This window comes from Streptomyces sp. NPDC060366 (genome assembly GCF_042725135.1).
In the GTDB taxonomy this organism is placed as follows: domain Bacteria; phylum Actinomycetota; class Actinomycetes; order Streptomycetales; family Streptomycetaceae; genus Streptomyces.
In genome coordinates, this window is record NZ_JBHXDC010000014.1 from 11,516 (window position 1) to 26,845 (window position 15,330).

At 71.8% G+C, this 15,330-nt stretch carries 16 protein-coding genes and 1 pseudogene; 5 read left to right on the forward strand and 12 right to left on the reverse strand.

The genetic code is table 11. The features are described from left to right. The first annotated feature begins 215 nt into the window (after nt 1–215). From ACFWHU_RS28235 to ACFWHU_RS28245, 3 genes are all read left to right on the forward strand, one after another. A complete protein-coding gene (locus ACFWHU_RS28235) occupies nt 216–2,378 on the forward strand; it encodes a Tox-REase-5 domain-containing protein (protein WP_387228232.1) in 2,163 nt (720 codons plus the stop codon). Nucleotides 2,379–2,453: 75 nt separating this feature from the next. Beyond that, the gene (locus ACFWHU_RS28240) at nt 2,454–3,167 is read left to right on the forward strand and encodes a hypothetical protein (RefSeq protein WP_387228234.1); all 714 of its coding nucleotides are present in this window, start codon (nt 2,454–2,456) and stop codon (nt 3,165–3,167) included. Then, a complete protein-coding gene (locus ACFWHU_RS28245; protein WP_387228236.1) occupies nt 3,164–3,709 on the forward strand; it encodes a hypothetical protein in 546 nt (181 codons plus the stop codon). The genes ACFWHU_RS28240 and ACFWHU_RS28245 overlap by 4 nt, the downstream gene beginning before the upstream one ends. 186 nt (nt 3,710–3,895) lie before the next feature. Here ACFWHU_RS28245 and ACFWHU_RS28250 read toward each other — a convergent pair. The 8 genes and pseudogenes from ACFWHU_RS28250 to ACFWHU_RS28285 form a co-directional block, all read right to left on the reverse strand. After that, nucleotides 3,896–4,252, reverse strand: a pseudogene (locus ACFWHU_RS28250) (hypothetical protein); the annotation flags it as partial. 267 nt (nt 4,253–4,519) lie between these two features. Continuing rightward, nucleotides 4,520–4,666: a hypothetical protein gene (locus tag ACFWHU_RS28255; RefSeq protein WP_387228238.1), complete on the reverse strand. Its 147-nt coding sequence runs from the start codon at nt 4,664–4,666 to the stop codon at nt 4,520–4,522. A gap of 68 nt (nt 4,667–4,734) precedes the next feature. Continuing rightward, entirely contained in the window at nt 4,735–5,400 is a 666-nt protein-coding gene (locus ACFWHU_RS28260; protein ID WP_385791536.1) for a hypothetical protein, read from the reverse strand. A gap of 9 nt (nt 5,401–5,409) precedes the next feature. Next, complete coding sequence (locus ACFWHU_RS28265; protein WP_387228241.1) at nt 5,410–6,684, reverse strand: RNA polymerase sigma factor; 1,275 nt, start codon at nt 6,682–6,684, stop codon at nt 5,410–5,412. Nucleotides 6,685–6,742: 58 nt separating this feature from the next. After that, entirely contained in the window at nt 6,743–7,096 is a 354-nt protein-coding gene (locus ACFWHU_RS28270) for a YciI family protein (protein WP_385791540.1), read from the reverse strand. Between the two features lie 153 nt (nt 7,097–7,249). After that, the gene (locus ACFWHU_RS28275; RefSeq protein WP_387228243.1) at nt 7,250–7,969 is read right to left on the reverse strand and encodes an ABC transporter ATP-binding protein; all 720 of its coding nucleotides are present in this window, start codon (nt 7,967–7,969) and stop codon (nt 7,250–7,252) included. Then, nucleotides 7,966–9,354 (reverse strand): ABC transporter permease, encoded by a 1,389-nt coding sequence (locus tag ACFWHU_RS28280; protein ID WP_387228245.1) that lies wholly within the window; start codon nt 9,352–9,354, stop codon nt 7,966–7,968. Before ACFWHU_RS28280 ends, ACFWHU_RS28275 begins: the two co-directional genes overlap by 4 nt. Before the next feature lie 88 nt (nt 9,355–9,442). Then, on the reverse strand, nt 9,443–10,717 hold the full coding sequence (locus ACFWHU_RS28285; protein ID WP_387228247.1) for an FtsX-like permease family protein: 1,275 nt from the start codon (nt 10,715–10,717) through the stop codon (nt 9,443–9,445). A 141-nt stretch (nt 10,718–10,858) separates the two neighbouring features. Here ACFWHU_RS28285 and ACFWHU_RS28290 point away from each other — a divergent pair, with 141 nt between their 5' ends. Together ACFWHU_RS28290 and ACFWHU_RS28295 are read left to right on the forward strand one after the other, a co-directional pair. Further along, entirely contained in the window at nt 10,859–11,521 is a 663-nt protein-coding gene (locus ACFWHU_RS28290) for a response regulator transcription factor (protein WP_385791547.1), read from the forward strand. Continuing rightward, entirely contained in the window at nt 11,512–12,714 is a 1,203-nt protein-coding gene (locus ACFWHU_RS28295; RefSeq protein ID WP_387228249.1) for a sensor histidine kinase, read from the forward strand. The genes ACFWHU_RS28290 and ACFWHU_RS28295 overlap by 10 nt, the downstream gene beginning before the upstream one ends. A gap of 17 nt (nt 12,715–12,731) precedes the next feature. On the opposite strand, the gene ACFWHU_RS28300 is transcribed toward ACFWHU_RS28295, so the two are convergent. Genes ACFWHU_RS28300 through tsaB form a run of 4 tightly spaced genes read right to left on the reverse strand, consistent with a single transcriptional unit; the run spans nt 12,732 to nt 15,274 of the window. Continuing rightward, nucleotides 12,732–12,983 (reverse strand): hypothetical protein, encoded by a 252-nt coding sequence (locus ACFWHU_RS28300; protein WP_387228251.1) that lies wholly within the window; start codon nt 12,981–12,983, stop codon nt 12,732–12,734. Then, nucleotides 12,980–14,083: a tRNA (adenosine(37)-N6)-threonylcarbamoyltransferase complex transferase subunit TsaD gene (gene tsaD / locus ACFWHU_RS28305; RefSeq protein ID WP_385791553.1), complete on the reverse strand. Its 1,104-nt coding sequence runs from the start codon at nt 14,081–14,083 to the stop codon at nt 12,980–12,982. The genes ACFWHU_RS28300 and tsaD overlap by 4 nt, the downstream gene beginning before the upstream one ends. Next, complete coding sequence (gene rimI, locus ACFWHU_RS28310) at nt 14,076–14,558, reverse strand: ribosomal protein S18-alanine N-acetyltransferase (RefSeq protein WP_387228399.1); 483 nt, start codon at nt 14,556–14,558, stop codon at nt 14,076–14,078. The genes tsaD and rimI overlap by 8 nt, the downstream gene beginning before the upstream one ends. Before the next feature lie 56 nt (nt 14,559–14,614). Beyond that, nucleotides 14,615–15,274: a tRNA (adenosine(37)-N6)-threonylcarbamoyltransferase complex dimerization subunit type 1 TsaB gene (gene tsaB / locus ACFWHU_RS28315; protein ID WP_385791555.1), complete on the reverse strand. Its 660-nt coding sequence runs from the start codon at nt 15,272–15,274 to the stop codon at nt 14,615–14,617. Between the last annotated feature and the right edge of the window lie 56 nt (nt 15,275–15,330).

Genomic DNA, 15,330 nt, shown 5'->3' on the forward strand with positions numbered 1-15,330 from the left:
CTTACGTCAGAACGTATTTGAGCCGATTTTAGGTCCCTGGGCCCATGCCTTCCGACATGTTCCGGTCATAAGCTCCGCTGTCGGGGCGGTTTGACGCGTGGCCGCCGGAACGCCGCGTATCGCGAGGGTGGTTGGGGCGAGAAATGGCTTCTTACGGGGGTACACCGGCGTACGACGGCGCATGGGCGCCGCCCGATCCTTCCGGGCGGCGCGAGATGCCTCAACTGATGCAGGTCGCGCGGTGGTTGATCCACGCACTCTTCGGCTTCACCGTGCTGGGCGGAGTCGGCCTGTTCCTCTCGGCCGCCGCGGCGGACGCGGTGGACGCCGAACTCGTCGGACTGACCGTGTGGGCGGCGGCGCCCGGCACCGTCGGCTGGCTGCTGTCCCGGCGGCTGTGGACCGGCGGTGTGTGGGAGTGGCGGGGCCTGATCGCCGTACAGGCGTGGCTGGTTCTGGGCGGCATCTCCAACATCACCGAGGGCTCCTTCCAGGGCTTCACCCAACTCGTGCTGCCGGTGCTGATCCTGGTCTTCCTGTGGCACCCCGAGAGCCGGGAGTGGATACGGCTCGACGTCCAACAGCGAGCGGAGCACCGGCCGTTCTCGTTTGCCCGGTTCATCAGGTGGCGAAGCGACGGGGGCCAGACGGCGCTCGAATACCTCGGCCTGTTCGTCCTCGTCGCCGCGATCATCGTGGGCCTCACGGCGAGCGGCGTCGGCGGGCAGATATCCAACGGCCTCCAGTCCGCGGTCTGTTCGATCACGGGCGCGGCGTGCCCGGCCGGCGACGGCGACTCCGTCGAGGCGGGCGACGGCCAGGACGGCGCCGACGGCGGCCCGGCCGATCCGGGAGATCCGGGAGATCCGGGCGGTTCGCGTAACGACGACAACGGCGGCACCGTCCCCGTGGGCGTCGAGACCGAGGAGGACCGCAACGAGGGCGCCGCCGACGAACCCGGCTGGGAGGGCGACGAGGCCGCGGCCGACGACGGCGACGACGGCGGGGAGAAGGCGGAGGACTGCGGGGGCTGGAGCTTCTTCTCCTGCGCGGCCGACCGTGGCGGCCAGGTCGTCAAGGGCCTGTTCGTGGACGGCGTCTGGGGCGACGTCACCGGAGTCTGGGACCTCGTCACCGACCCGGGCGGCACCTGGGACGGACTCAAGGACTACGGGAGCGGCCTGGGCGACAAGTGGTCCGAGGACTCCAAGGACGCCGGTGACAAGTGGGCGAAGGGCGACTACCTCGACGCCCTGACCGACTGGGGCGGCGCGTCCGTCAACACGGTCGTCACGGCCGGCGACGACATGTTCGTCGGCGACGAGGTCCGCGACCGGTGGAACAACGGCGAGAAGACCCGTGCGGTCACCGACGTCGTGTGGAACGTCGGATCGATCTTCATCCCCGGCTACAACGCGGCGAAGGTCGGCGGAAAACTCGGCAAGATCGGCAAGTTGGGCAAGCTCGGGAAACTGGGCAAGGCGGCCGACAAGGCTCGCGAGGCCGCCGACCGCGCCCGCAAGGCCGCGGAGAAGGGCGACGTCAAGGCCGCCGACGACGCGGCGAAGGAGGCGCAGAAGCACGCCGACGACGCCCAGAAGGAGCTGGCGGAGAAGGGCTGTCTGATCAGCTCCGGCCCGATCGGCGGCCGGCTCCCGGGCGGTACGGGCGGCTCCGGCGGACCGGGCGCGCCGGGCGGCCCGGCCGCCCAGCGGCCCTCGCTCGGCGGCGGCGTCAACGCGGCCGGGCGGACCGAGGCGGTCTACCGGGCGGGCGGCGTCCCCGTACTCCTGCCGTTCGAGAAGAAGTGCGAAGGCGCGAGCCAGGAGGAGATCGACGCCGCCGAGCAGGCGAAGAAGGACGCAGCCGACGCGCAGGCGGCCAAGCGGGAAGCCGGCCAGAAGGCGGTCGCCAAGTGGAAGAAGCCGTCCTGGTACGGCGATCTGAAGAATCCGCGCAAGGGCTCCAAGGACCTCGGCGACGGCAAGTGGAAGACGAAGAAGTCGGTCGCGTACGGCCCCGCGATGGAGCGCTGGATGCGATTCCAGGAGCAGGTCTCCGGCGTGAAACGCGGCAAGGAGTACGGGGTGAAGGACCCGGACACCGGCCGCGACGTCGACTTCGACGGCTGGGACTCCGCCGGGCAGAAGTACAAGGAGGCGAAGTTCGGGTACGGGGGCAAGGTCCGTCCTGATGGCACCCTGGAACCCGCACAGGCCACCAAGTGGGTCGATCAGGCACGGCGCCAGGTGCGGGCGGCGAACGGCAAGCCGGTCGAGTGGAACTTCTCCAACCAGAAGGCCGCCGACGCCGCGCAGAAGGCGTTCGACGATGCTGGGGTGGACGTGGATGTCGTACACACGCCCTGGAAGCCGTAGCGGTGCGTTCGTGGCGGCGCGAAGCGGTGAGAAGCGACAGGCAGAAGCACCATCGGAGTCTCGGGAGTGACGGGCATGGCGAGCGAAACCATCGTGAAGGCGTCCTGGGGCCCCAGGCCCGAGTCCTGCGACGAGCTGGCCGGCCGCTGGCTGGACCTGCTGGGGCGGCTGACCGAACTGTCGGCCGGTGACCTGGCGGACTGGCGGTGGGACACCGACGGCGCCACTCCGGGCGAGGCCGTGCCACGCGACGTCGACGCCTTCGCTGCGGCGGTGGACGCGGCGAACCCGCACGACGACGCGGACATCGTCGGCCGCACGGCCGTCGTCGTGGCCCGGCGGCAGGACGGCGGGTACGCGCAGCTCAAGGTGGGGGCGGGCGGTACGGACGGATACACCCCGTTCAACGCGACGCTGCTGCTCTTCCCCGGCTCCCCGGACGCCGCCGCGCCCCTCGCGGACCGGCTCCCGGAGGCGCTGGCCGCCGTGGCCGGCGTCTGGGACGCGGACACCGGCAGCGCCCACGACCGTGAGCTGTTCGGCGCGGTGAAGTCCGCCTACGGTCTGCGGGCCTCGCACCCGCGTGCCGGCTGGTCCGTCTTCCTGTCGGCGAACCGGGCCGCCCGGGTGCCCGCGGACTTCGCCGCGCCACGCCTGGAGGCCGGGGCGGGCGGAGTCGTACTGAATGTGGGTGCCACCACGGACGCGGTGCTCGCGGCACACAAGACGCTGGCCGACGCGGGGGCGCTGGCGCCGTTGGCCACCCCGGCGGACCGGCCGAAGCTGTGACCTCCGGGGCTTCGGGGACTCCGGGGGCTTCCGGAGCTTCGGAGGGGGCGGGAGGCGACGCGCTCGCCTTCAAGGCGGCGGTCGACGCGCGGGCCGCCGCCGTGGAGCGCCTCGCCACCGCCCCCTACGCCCCGCCCTGGCCGGACGGCGTGGACCCGGGCCGGTCCGGGCCGGGGGCGGATTTCGCGATCGTCGCGCTGCGGGTCAGCGCGGATTTCTACGAGGACGAGGACCACGAGCTCCACGACGCCGTCCTCGACGAGTACGAGAGAGAACTGTGGGGCGTCGTCCACGCCCTCGACGCCCGGTGGGGCGCGCACCGGACCGTCGAGCTGACGGCGTACGCCGACCGGTATCTGGCCGACGAGCCGGTGCCGCCGTTCTACGCGTCCCTCTGCGAGCTGGGCTACTTCGGTGACCTTGAGACCTGGCGGGTCGGCGAACGGCTGGTCGCCGTGGGGGTGGGACAGCAGGACGCGGAGGAGCCCGTGGTGCTGTTCGGGGCGGTCAGCGGCGCGCCGCAGCCGGACCAGGCCGACTGAGGGCGCGCCGACGGAGCCTCCATACGGCGCCGGCCGGGGTCAGTCCTCGTCCTTCTCCATCCGTGGCCCCTCGGACTTCGGCTCCGTCGGCTCCGTCGCCTTCTTCAGCTCCGTCGGCCTTTGCGGCTCGGCGGGCTTCTTCGGCTCGGTGGCCTTGAGCTGGGCGTCCAGGATCGCCGCGTCCAGGTCGGTGATGTCGTCCGCGTAGATCCGCGAGAGCGGCTGCGGGCCGACGTACTGCTGACAGTTGCACTGCGCGAGCTCGTACCGCTTCGGTTTCTTGTTCTCGTCCCAGGCCGTCGCCACTTCCACCCGCTCGTGGCACTTGCCCTGCTTGTCATGCTTGGCGAGATGGTGCGTGCACCCGCAGACGGGCTCCGGCGGCTTGTGTGACTCCTCCAGGGCGAGCCGGCCACCCTCGACGAGCTTGAGACGCTCCACTCTTCGCTCGTGCCGGGTGCGCAGCGCAGTCCGGCCCGTATCGGCGACCCAGCTGAAGCCACCGACCATGAAGAAGACGAATATCCACCAGAGCCAGTTCATCCGCCGCCCCTTCACCCCATGAAATGGCGCATGCGTTCCACCCAGGATAGAACGGGTGGCGTAGGAACGGCCTCAGGGAGCGGGGGGCGACTTCGGGACACATCGGGACAACACACATAACTCGCGTCCCCCAAATACCACGATTTTCGTGGTTTCAGCGGTGGGCGCCGCCAGGTCCCGGCGGGGGCACGGGGCTCGGTACACGCCCGGCCCAGCGCCGGCGGCCCACCGCCCGCACCGCGCCGAGCACGCCGATGACCAGCACGATCACCCCGGTACCGACGAAATGCGCCGTCTCTCCGACGCGCGCGGAGCCGGGCTGGACCGCACCAGTTCGACCAGTCCGGTGACGTAGTCCGCGTTCCGGTCCACGACGGCGCCGAGCCCCAGGCTGAACAGGGCCCACCCCAGCACCGCGACCACCCCGTACGTCCGGAGCAGCAGCAGCCGTGGGACGGTCGGGCCCCGCCCGGCGGGCGGGATCAGCCGGCGGGCGCCACCCCGGCCGGGTCACCCGGCGAGATCTTGGCCGTGACCAGCCGGACGGCCCACCGGTAGTGTCCGACGGCCTTCGTGACGCCGATCAGCCCGGCGATCCAGAACAGGGTGCCCGCGCCCATCAGGTACACCACCTCCGCGTACGTGTCCTGCCCCTGGCGCGCGGTCGCGGGCGTATCCAGGGACAGCCACAGACCGAACGCCCCGACCAGGAACGAGATCAACAGCCAGCACAGACTCACGCCCGGCAGCCGCAGGCGCGCGTCGCGCACCGGATCGCTCGCCAGCGCCGCCCACTGGCGCGTCAGACTCCGCATCGCGCCGTCCCGGCGCAGCAGCAGACCGAGGACGATCCCGGCGGCGGTCATGACGCCGAGACCGAAGGCCGCGAGGAGCCCGCCCATGATCATGCCGAGCGGATCGACGACCTCCTCGGCCAGCGCCCGCAGCGCCTGGCCCGCCATCAGCCAGCCGAACTGCACCCCGGCGACGAGCAGCAGGAACTGCGCGAGCCGCGCGAACCCCATGCTGCGCCCCACGAGCCAGCCGAGGATGCCCGCGCGGTCGGCGAGCAGAGCCTGGTCGTCGGGCCAGGTGCGTATGTGTACGGGCGGCGGAGGCGGTGGCAGCGTGGGTGCACGGCGAGACATGCGGCGAGCTTATTGCCCGGCCCCGTCCCACCCGGTCCGGGCCGCCCGCTCCTCCAGCAGCACGCGCTCGCGTTCGTTGCGGGTCAGCCCGGCCGCCCGTACGAACTCGGCCCGCGCCTCCTCCGTACGCCCCAGCCTGGCCAGCAGATCCCCGCGCACGCTCGGCAGCAGGTGGTAGCCCTTGAGGGCGGGCTCCGCCGCCAGCGCGTCGACCAGCGCCAGGGCGGCCTCGGGCCCCTCGGCCATCGAGACGGCGACCGCGCGGTTCAGCTCCACGACCGGCGAGGGGGTGAGCGCGGCGAGACGCCCGTACAGCGAGGCGATCGCGGCCCAGTCCGTGTCCTCGTACGTCGCCGCCCGCGCGTGGCACGCGGCGATCGCGGCCTGGAGGGCGTACGGACCGGGGGCACCGTCCAGCGTGCTCGCCCGGGTCAGGGCCTCGACGCCACGCCGGATCAGCCGCCGGTCCCAGCGCGAGCGGTCCTGGTCGGCGAGCAGGACGGGCGCGCCGTCGGGTCCGGTCCGGGTGGCCGTACGGGACGCCTGGAGTTCCAACAGGGCTGCCAGGGCGTGCACTTCGGGCTCGTCGGGCATCAGCGCGCTCAGTACGCGTGCGAGCCGCAGCGCGTCCTCGCAGAGGCCGGGGCGCAGCAGGTCGTCCCCGGCGGTGGCGGAGTAGCCCTCGTTGAAGACGAGGTAGATGACCTCCAGCACGGACGCGAGGCGCGCGTCGCGCTCCGCGCCGTACGGCACCTCGAAGGGCACGCCCTCTCTGGCGAGGGCGCGCTTGGCGCGCACGATGCGCTGGGCGACGGTCGGCTCCGGCACCAGATAGGCGCGGGCGATCTCGTCGGTGGTGAGTCCGCCGAGCAGCCGCAGGGTGAGCGCGACGCGCGCCTCGGTGGACAGCACGGGGTGGCAGGAGACGAAGACGAGCCGCAGCAGGTCGTCGTCGATGTCGTCCGGCTCGGACGGCTCGGGCGGCGGCGCCGTCTCCTCCAGGGTGCGGCCGACCTCGGCGAGCTTGCGTTTGTACGTCTCGCGGCGGCGTACGAGGTCGATGGCGCGGTGCTTGGCCGTGGCCATGAGCCAGGCTCCCGGTCTGTCCGGGACGCCCGACCCCGGCCACTGCTCCAACGCGGCGACCAGGGCGTCCTGCGCCAGTTCCTCGGCGATGCCGACGTCCCGCACGACGCGCGCGACGGCGGCGATGATCCTCGCCTGCTCGATCCTGAATACCGCTTCCACCGCGCCCGCGCTGCCGCTGTCTGCCGTCACGGCCACCCATCAGAACACCGGGGGCCGACGGACGCCAACGCGGGAGCGTCGCGCGGGCCGGCGGTTACTCGCCGATCTCGCGCACCTGGACCGAGATCGTCCAGGTGTCCTCGTGGATCTGGAGGAACCGCTTGCTCCATTCGACGGCCTCGGCCTGGTTCTTGGCCTGGAGGATCGAGTACCCGCCGATGACCTCCTTGGCCTCGGTGAAGGGCCCGTCGGTGACGGAGATCTTCCCGCCGGACCACAGGACGCGGGTGCCCTGCGCGGACGGCGTGAGCCCGGCGGTCTCCAGCATCACCCCGGCCTTGTTCATCTCTTCGATGAGCGCGCCCATGCGGTCCATCAGTTCGGGGCTGGGGCCGTCGGAAGGAACGTTGTTCTCGTCCAGGTGGATGGTGGTCAGATAGCGCGGCATGGTGACTCCTCGGTGTGCGTGCGGGCGGGATGTTCCCCGCCTCTCACCCTTGCGTCGAACGGGCGGGGCCCGGATCGACACACGCCGCGACTTTTCCCGGAAGTTTCCCGGATCTCGTGTCGGGTCTCTTCCCGGGGCTCCTCCCGGAACCTCTCATCGTGGTCCCACCTCGTCCGCGAGCTTGCCCTTGCGCAGGGTGAGGACGCGATCGGACTGGGCGGCCAGGTGCTGGGAGTGGGTGACGACCACGACGCACTTGTCCTGTTCGTGGGCCAGTTCGCGGAAGATGTCGATGATGCCCTGGGCGGTGTCCTCGTCGAGGTTTCCGGTGGGTTCGTCGGCGAAGAGTATGTCGACGTCGCAGGCCAGGGCGCGGGTGATGGCGACGCGCTGCTGCTGGCCGCCGGAGAGCCGCATGACGTTGCGGGTGGCCGTGTCCTTGTCGAGGCCGACGCGCGCCAGGAGTTCCAGAGCGTGTGCCCTGCGGCCGCCACGGGCCGGCTTCACTCCGGTGATCTCCATCGCCGTGGTGACGTTCTGGAGGGCGGTCATATAGGTGAGCAGGTTGTAGTGCTGGAAGATCGTGGCGGCGTGCTTGTTCCGGTAGCGGCCGAGGCCCAGTCGCGTCAGGTCCTGGCCGTCGAAGCTGATGGTGCCCCGAGTGGGTACGTCGAGGCCGCTGGCGAGGCTGAGCAGAGTGGTCTTGCCGCTGCCCGAGGGCCCCAGGATCGTGTAGAAGGTGCCGCGCCGGAAGCCGTAGTCGATGTTCTTGAGCACGGTGGTCCTGCGGCGCTGGCCGGCGTAGGTGTGGATGACACCGTCGAGCTTCAGGACGGGCGGGGTTTCGGTGGCGCTGGTCATGGTGGCTGTCACTTGCCCTTCGTAAGGATGGTGCGGGGGCTCAGACGCAGTACGGAGGCGGCCGGGATCGCGGTGGCCAGCAGGCCGATACCGAGGCCGACGCCGCCCACGGTGGCGACGGCCGCCGGGGAGAGGCGCACATCGATCCTGTCGATGGGGTCGGCGTTCTCCACCGGCCTGTCGTTCGGGTCGATGCCCTGGTCGATGCCGGTGCTGCCGGGAGCGGGCGGCTGCCAGGAATCGAGCTTGCGCTGGGCCGCCGCGGCCTCCTGGCCGAGCAGCGACCGGCTCGCGCTCTGGGTGAGGCTCTGGGTGAACAGGGAGCTCAGGCCGATGGCGAGGGCCGCGACCGCGACGAGTTCCAGCGCCTGCTGGGCGATGAGTTTCCACTTCCTCTCACCCAAGGCCAGCAGTACGCCGTACTCCTTGCGGCGCTGCTTGACGGCGAGGTTGACGAGGAGGGCGAGGACGGCGGCGCCCGCGATGCCCGTCAGCCACATCGCGACGGTGGCGGTGGACGTGATGCTGTCCAGTGGGCCCGTCATCTGCCGGATCGCCTTGTCGTTCGCGGCCAGCCGGAACCCGTCGAGCGCGGATCCCGCGACCCGCTCGGCCTCCTCCTTGAACTTCTCCAGGTCGTCGGCGTTCTTGAGGAGGAAGGTCGCCTTGCCGGCCTGCGGGGGCCCGTCCCCGGCGCCGTTGAGCTCGGTGAAGCCGCCCACGGACGCGTACAGCGTGTTGGCCGGGTTGGTGAAGTACTCCGGATCGGGCTCGGAACCGGGACGCGGGTCCTGGTAGACACCTGCCACGGTGAACTCGGCCGTGGCCTTGCCCTCGTTCGCCCCGAGGGTGATCTTGTCGCCGGTCCCGAGCCCGTTCTTCCGGGCGAGGCGTTCCTCGATCAGCAGCAGGCGCTTGTCCATGTCGGCGGCGGTGATGTGCGCGCCGGACAGCAGCTTGAAGTTGCCGCTGCGGAAGTCGGGCAGCAGTGCGGAGTCGAGGAGTCCGACGGTCGCGGTGCCACCGGGCCCCATGCCCGAGGCGGCGCTGTCCGCGCCCCCGGTGACCAGTTCGGTGTCGCCCTTGACGATGCCCCGGTCGAACATCGAGTAGTTGTACTTCTGGACCAGCTCGGAGGCGCCCAGCTTGTCGACCGCCGTGGCGCTGATCCGAGGGGCCATGAGACCACCACCTGCGCTCAGCCCTTCCGGGTCCATCTCCAGGTTGACCTCGGCGCCCACCGAGCGCTTGGCCTCGGTCTCGGCCCGGGCGGTCGCGTCCTTGATCAGTACGCCGGCCAGCACCATCACGGAGATGACGAGGAAGGTGCACAGGGTGATCAGGGTCTTTCCCCTGCGGGACCACAGGCTGAGTCCCGCGCGTTTGACGAAGTTCATATCGGTCGGCTCTCTCGGTCTGTGTTCGTCGGCGTTCGTCGGTGCGGATCCGTGCCGGTGCGGCGCTTGTCCGCCGCCGGTGCGGCATCTATTCGCTGTCGGTGAGGATGGAGCGGGGGTGGAGGCGGAGAATGCCGATGCCGGGGACGAGGGTGGAGACCAGCGAGATCCCGAGGCCGATGCCCGCGACCTTGCCGAGATCGGAGGCCTGGACCCGCATCTCGGGCGAATCGGCCGGTAGCTCCGGGGAGTTGGGCCGCAGGGAAGCGGCCGGCTCCTGGCGACCCAGCAGCGCGTCGCCCGCCCGCTGCGCGGTGACCTGACCGGCCAGAGCGGCGACGGCCACGGCGGGCAGGGCGACGGCGGCCACTTCCACGGTGTGCTGGCCGATGAGCTTCCACTTCTTCTCGCCCAGCGCCAGAAGCATGCCGAGCTCGTCGCGGCGCTCCCGGATCTGGAGCATCACGATGAGCCCGAGAATCAGCGCGCCGGCCACGGTGATGAGCCAGAGGACCAGCCCCGCGAAGGTGCCGACCCGCTGGATCGGGCGGACCTGGTCCTTGTACGCCTTGTCGTTGACGCGGAAGTCGAACGACCCCGTCCCCAGCAGCCGCCGGGCCTCGGCGTGCAGAGGTTCGGCCTGTTCCGGTGAGCCGATCCTGAAGACCGCTTCGGCGAGGTCCGCCTGGCCGGGGCTCAACCGCTGGACCGCGCGGACCGGTACGTGGAGCGCGTTGCCGGGCAGCTGATGCGGCGGCGTCCACCTCGCCGGATCGGGCGTCGAGTCCTGAGAGATCCCGACGACCGTGAGCCGCACGGTGCGCTTCCCGTCGGCGGACAGCGCCCGGAAGGTGTCACCGACCTCGAGGCCGTTCTTCTCCGCCAGCCGGCGCTCCACCACGGCGACCCCCCGGCCGGCGTCCTCGGGGGTGATCCCACGCCCCGACGTGATCTTGTTCGAGCCGTACGAGAAAGGCAGCAGCAGCCCCGAGTCCCGTACGCCGTTCAGCGCCAGGGACGGCCGTGTCCGCGCGTCGGCGCGCTCGCCGCCCGGCCTCGGTACGCCGGACTCCAGCGGCTCGATGCCGCGGACCCGGGCGTCGAGCGCGAGCCGCGGGTTGTACCGGTGCACCTGCGGCGACGAGCCGAGCCGGTCCGCCAGCGCCGGGGTGAGGCCCTTGGCCTTCAGCGTCACATCGACGCCGATCGTCCGCCCCGCGTCCGCCTCCTGACGGGCGGTGGCGCCTTGCAGCAGGAAGCCGCCGAGCAGCAGGGTGCAGATGACGACGAAGATCCCCAGCAGGACCGCGGTCCTGGCTCTCCTGGCACGCAGGCTCATCCCGGCGCGCTTGACGAAGTTCATGGCCCCGACAGAAGCAGGGCGCTCTGTGCGGCGGGATAAGCGCGTTACGGGGCCATAAGGACGCCGTCCCCGCGATGCCGGGAGCGTGCCGCTCCGGAGTCCTTATCCCGCCGCAATGCCGCGCCATGTTGCATGGGGCTCATGAGAGTTCTGGTAGCCGAGGACCATCACATCCTCGCGCGTACGATCGCCACCGGTCTGCGCCGGCAGGCGATGGCCGTCGATGTCGCCGGCTCCGGTGACGAGGCCGAGCGGATGTGCCTGCTCACCGACTACGACGTACTGATCCTCGACCGGGATCTGCCAGTCATGACCGGCGACGAGGTGTGCCGACGGCTGCGCGAACTCAACCGTCCGCCGCGGATCCTGATGCTGACCGCGGCCGGTGAGATCACGGACAAGGTCTACGGGCTGACGGCTCTGGGCGCCGACGACTATCTGGCCAAGCCCTTCGACTTCGCCGAACTGGTCGCCCGGGTACGGGCGCTCAGCCGCCGGGCGCCCAAGGAGCCACCGGTCGCGCTGCGGCACGAAGGCATCACCCTGGACCGGGCCCGGCGCGAGGTGTCCGTGGACGGCCGGCCGCTGGAACTGACCCCCAAGGAGTTCGCGGTCCTGCAACTGCTGATGGAGGCGCGGGGCGCGGCGGTGCCGCACGACGAACTCGTGCGGACCGTGTGGGACGAGCACCTCGACCCGCGTACCGGCGCGGTACGGGCCGCCGTCAGCCGGCTGCGCCGCAAACTGGGCGACCCCGTCCTCATCACCGCCGACAAGGGGCAGGGGTACCGGCTGTGCGACTGAGCCCGCGGACGCTGCTGCGGGGCATGCCGTTCCGTGCCCGGCTCGCCGCGGCCATCTCCGCGGTCTTCCTGCTGACGGGCGCGGCGCTGCTGGCGTTCGTGGTGCTGCTCGCCCGTTACGGGACGGCCGAACAGGTCCGGGGCATCGAGGTCACGAAGGGCGACTGGTCGGGCAGCGGCGAGTTCTCCCCCACGCGGCCCCTGCCCTCCGGGGGAACCACCCGGCAGCCGGCCGGGAACGGCGACGACTTCGCGGCGATCCGGCAGATCGACTGGACCGTACAGGCCGTGCAGGACACCGCCCTGCGGCAGATGGTCCTCTGGTCGGCCGTCGGACTGCTCGTCATGGCGCTGCTGGCCGGCCTGCTCGGCTGGTGGCTGGCCGGGCGGGCGCTCAGGCCGGTCTCCGCGATGACGGAGGCGGCCCGGCGCATCGGCGAACAGAACCTGCACCAGAGGCTCGCTCTCACCGGCCCCGACGACGAACTCCACCGTCTCGCCGACACCTTCGACACCATGCTCGACCGGCTGGAGAAATCGTTCGAGAGCCAGCGGCGCTTCGTCGCCAACGCCTCCCACGAGCTCAGGACCCCCCTCGCGGTCCAGCGCACCAGCCTGGAGGTGGGTCTCGCCGACCCTCTCCCCGACGGCCTCGCCGAAGTGCGCGAGGACCTGCTCGCCGCCAACCGCGAAGCCGAGCAACTGATCACCTCGCTGCTGCTGCTCGCCCGCAGCGACCGGGGCGTGGAGGAGACCGAGACCGTGGATCTGTCGGCCACCGCCCGGCTGGTGGCGGCCGAACTCGCCCCGCGGGCCCGGGAGGAGCGGGTGGAGGTGGCGGTGACGTCGGACCGGGACCGGCCACTGACCGTCCTCGGAGATCCTCTGCTGCTGCGCCACCTGCTGACGAACCTCGTCGGCAACGCCATTCAGTACAACCATGCGGGCGGCCGGGTCAGCGTACGGCTCGAAGGCCGCACGCTCACCGTGACCAACACCGGGCCCACCGTTCCCGCCGACCGGGTCCCGAGCCTGTTCAAGCCGTTCCGCCGCCTCGCCCGGGACCGCACCGGCACCACGGGCCACGGGCTCGGCCTCGCCATCGTCCGCTCCATCGCCGAGGCCCACGGAACCGAGGCCACGGCCGAACCGGGGCGGCCGGGCGGCCTCACGGTCACCGTCCGCTTCCCGTGACCGGACGGGCCCGGCCGCTACTCCGCCGTCTCGAACCGCCAGCGGTGCACCGGGCGGGCCACCAACTCGTCGGCCGGGGCCGGGATCTCGGGCAGGTCCGCGTCGTACGGGGCGTCCCACCAGGTCATCACCAGCACCCGGCCGCCCGGCGCGGTGAGCGTCTCGCGGCGTTCGGGGGCCGGGGCGAGAGCCCGCGACCGTGCCCACGCCAGCAGCTCGGCGCCCTTCCCCGGCGCGGCCTTGGCCTCCCACATCAGCGCGACGGTCATGAGTAGAGGTTGTCCTTGCTGACCTCGTGCACATGGTCGTGGTCGTGCGCGTGGCCCTGGCCCGGTACGTGCGTCTCGGTCACCGGCAGCGAGGAGTCCGCCGACAGGTCCCAGTCCGACGCGGGCCGGCCGCGCGCCACCATCTCCGCACCGAGCGCCGCGACCATCGCGCCGTTGTCGGTGCACAGACCGGGCCGGGGCACCCGCAGCCGGATGCCCGCCCGCTCGCACCGCTCGGCGGCCAGCGCGCGCAGCCGGGAGTTGGCGGCGACGCCGCCGCCGATCATCAGGTGGTCGACGCCCTCGTCCTTGCAGGCGCGTACGGCCTTTCGCGTCAGTACGTCCACCACCGCCTCCTGGAAGGACGCGGCCACGTCCCGTACGGGCACGTCCTCGCCCGCCGCACGCTTGGCCTCGATCCAGCGGGCGACGGACGTCTTGAGCCCGGAGAAGGAGAAGTCGTACGGCGCGTCGCGCGGACCGGTCAGTCCGCGCGGGAAGGCGATCGACCCGGGGTCGCCCTCGCGTGCGAGCCGGTCGATCACCGGGCCGCCGGGGAAGCCGAGTTGGAGCACGCGCGCGATCTTGTCGAAGGCCTCGCCCGCCGCGTCGTCGATGGTCGCGCCCATGGGGCGTACGTCGGCGGTGATGTCCGGCGCGAGCAGCAGCGACGAGTGCCCGCCGCTGACGAGCAGCGCCATCGTCGGCTCGGGCAGCGGCCCGTGTTCCAGCTGGTCGACGCAGATGTGCGAGGCGAGGTGGTTCACGCCGTAGAGCGGTTTGCCGAGCGCGTACGCGTACGCCTTCGCCGCCGACACCCCGACCAGCAGCGCGCCGGCCAGTCCGGGGCCGGCCGTGACGGCGATCCCGTCGAGGTCGCGGGCGCTCACCCCCGCCTCCTTCAGGGCGCGCTCGACGGTCGGCACCATCGCCTCCAGGTGCGCGCGGGAGGCGACCTCGGGGACGACGCCGCCGAAGCGGGCGTGCTCGTCGACGCTGGAGGCGATGGCGTCGGCGAGCAGGGTCGTACCGCGGACGATGCCCACGCCCGTCTCGTCGCACGAGGTCTCGATGCCGAGGACGAGAGGTTCGTCAGCCATGGATCTCAGTTCTTCCTTGTCCGTGGGGGCCTTCCAGCAACGACAGGCGCATGACGAGCGCGTCGACATTGCCCGGCTGGTAGTAGCCCCGGCGGAAGCCGACGGGCTCGAAGCCGAAGCGCTCGTACAGCTTCTGCGCGCGGGGGTTGTCCACCCGTACTTCGAGCAGCACCTCCTCGCACTCGAAGGCGGTGGCGTGCTGGAGAAGATCGGTGAGCAGTCGCGAGCCGAGCCCGGTGCCCCACTGGTCACGGGCGGCGCCGATGGTCTGTACGTCGCCGAGGCCGCCGGCGGCGGCGAGTCCGGCGTAGCCGACGATCCGGCCCTCGGGGGTCTCGGCGACGACGTAGCGGCGGGTGGCGGCCGGGCCGCGCGCGTGGGCCAGCTCGGACCAGAACATGCCGGGCGACCAGGCGTCCTCGGGGAACAGGTCGTACTCCAGGGCGAGCACGGTCTCGATGTCCCACCAGCGCATCTCGCGCAGCGCGGGGCCGCTCCGGCCGCTCCGCTCGGTCGTGTCGGTGGCGTCGATCACTTGGGAGTGACCACCTTGTAGTTCTTGGGCACCTGCGCGTCGGGGCGGCGCAGATAGAGCGGCAGCGGCGGCAGGAAGCCGTCGGTGTCGCCCGCCGCGAGTCTCTCCGCGGCGAGGGACGCGAGCGCGGCGGCCGACTGGTGCCCGGGGGTGCGGGCGTCGGGGAACGCGTCCGGGTAGAGCGCGCCGCCCGCTCCGACGACCGGCAGTCCGGCCAGCTCCGCCGCGATGTCGGCGGGCCGGTCGACCGCGGGCTCGGTCAGCCGCGTACGGGAGTCCGCGTACCGCGCCCAGTAGACCTCCTTGCGGCGCGCGTCCGTCGCGACCACGAAGGGCGCGTCGAGTCCGGCGGCGTACGCGAGTCCGTCCAGCGTGCACAGCCCGTGGACCGGCACCCCGAGGGTCGAGCCGAAGGCCGCGGCGGTGACGAGGCCGACGCGCAGTCCGGTGTACGGGCCGGGGCCGACACCGACGACCAGGTCCGTCACGGCGCCGAGCGCGAGACCGGCCTCGGCGAGCACGCGGTCGACGGCGGGCAGCAGCAGTTCCCCGTGCCGGCGCGCGTCCACCTGACTCTCGGCGGCGAGGACGGAGACACCGTCGTGGAGGGCGACGGTGACGGCTGGCGTGGCGGTATCAACGGCGAGCAGGAGCACACAAACAGCCTACGGCTCCCGGCACCGGGCACGGCGCCCTGTCCCCTCTCCCGCCT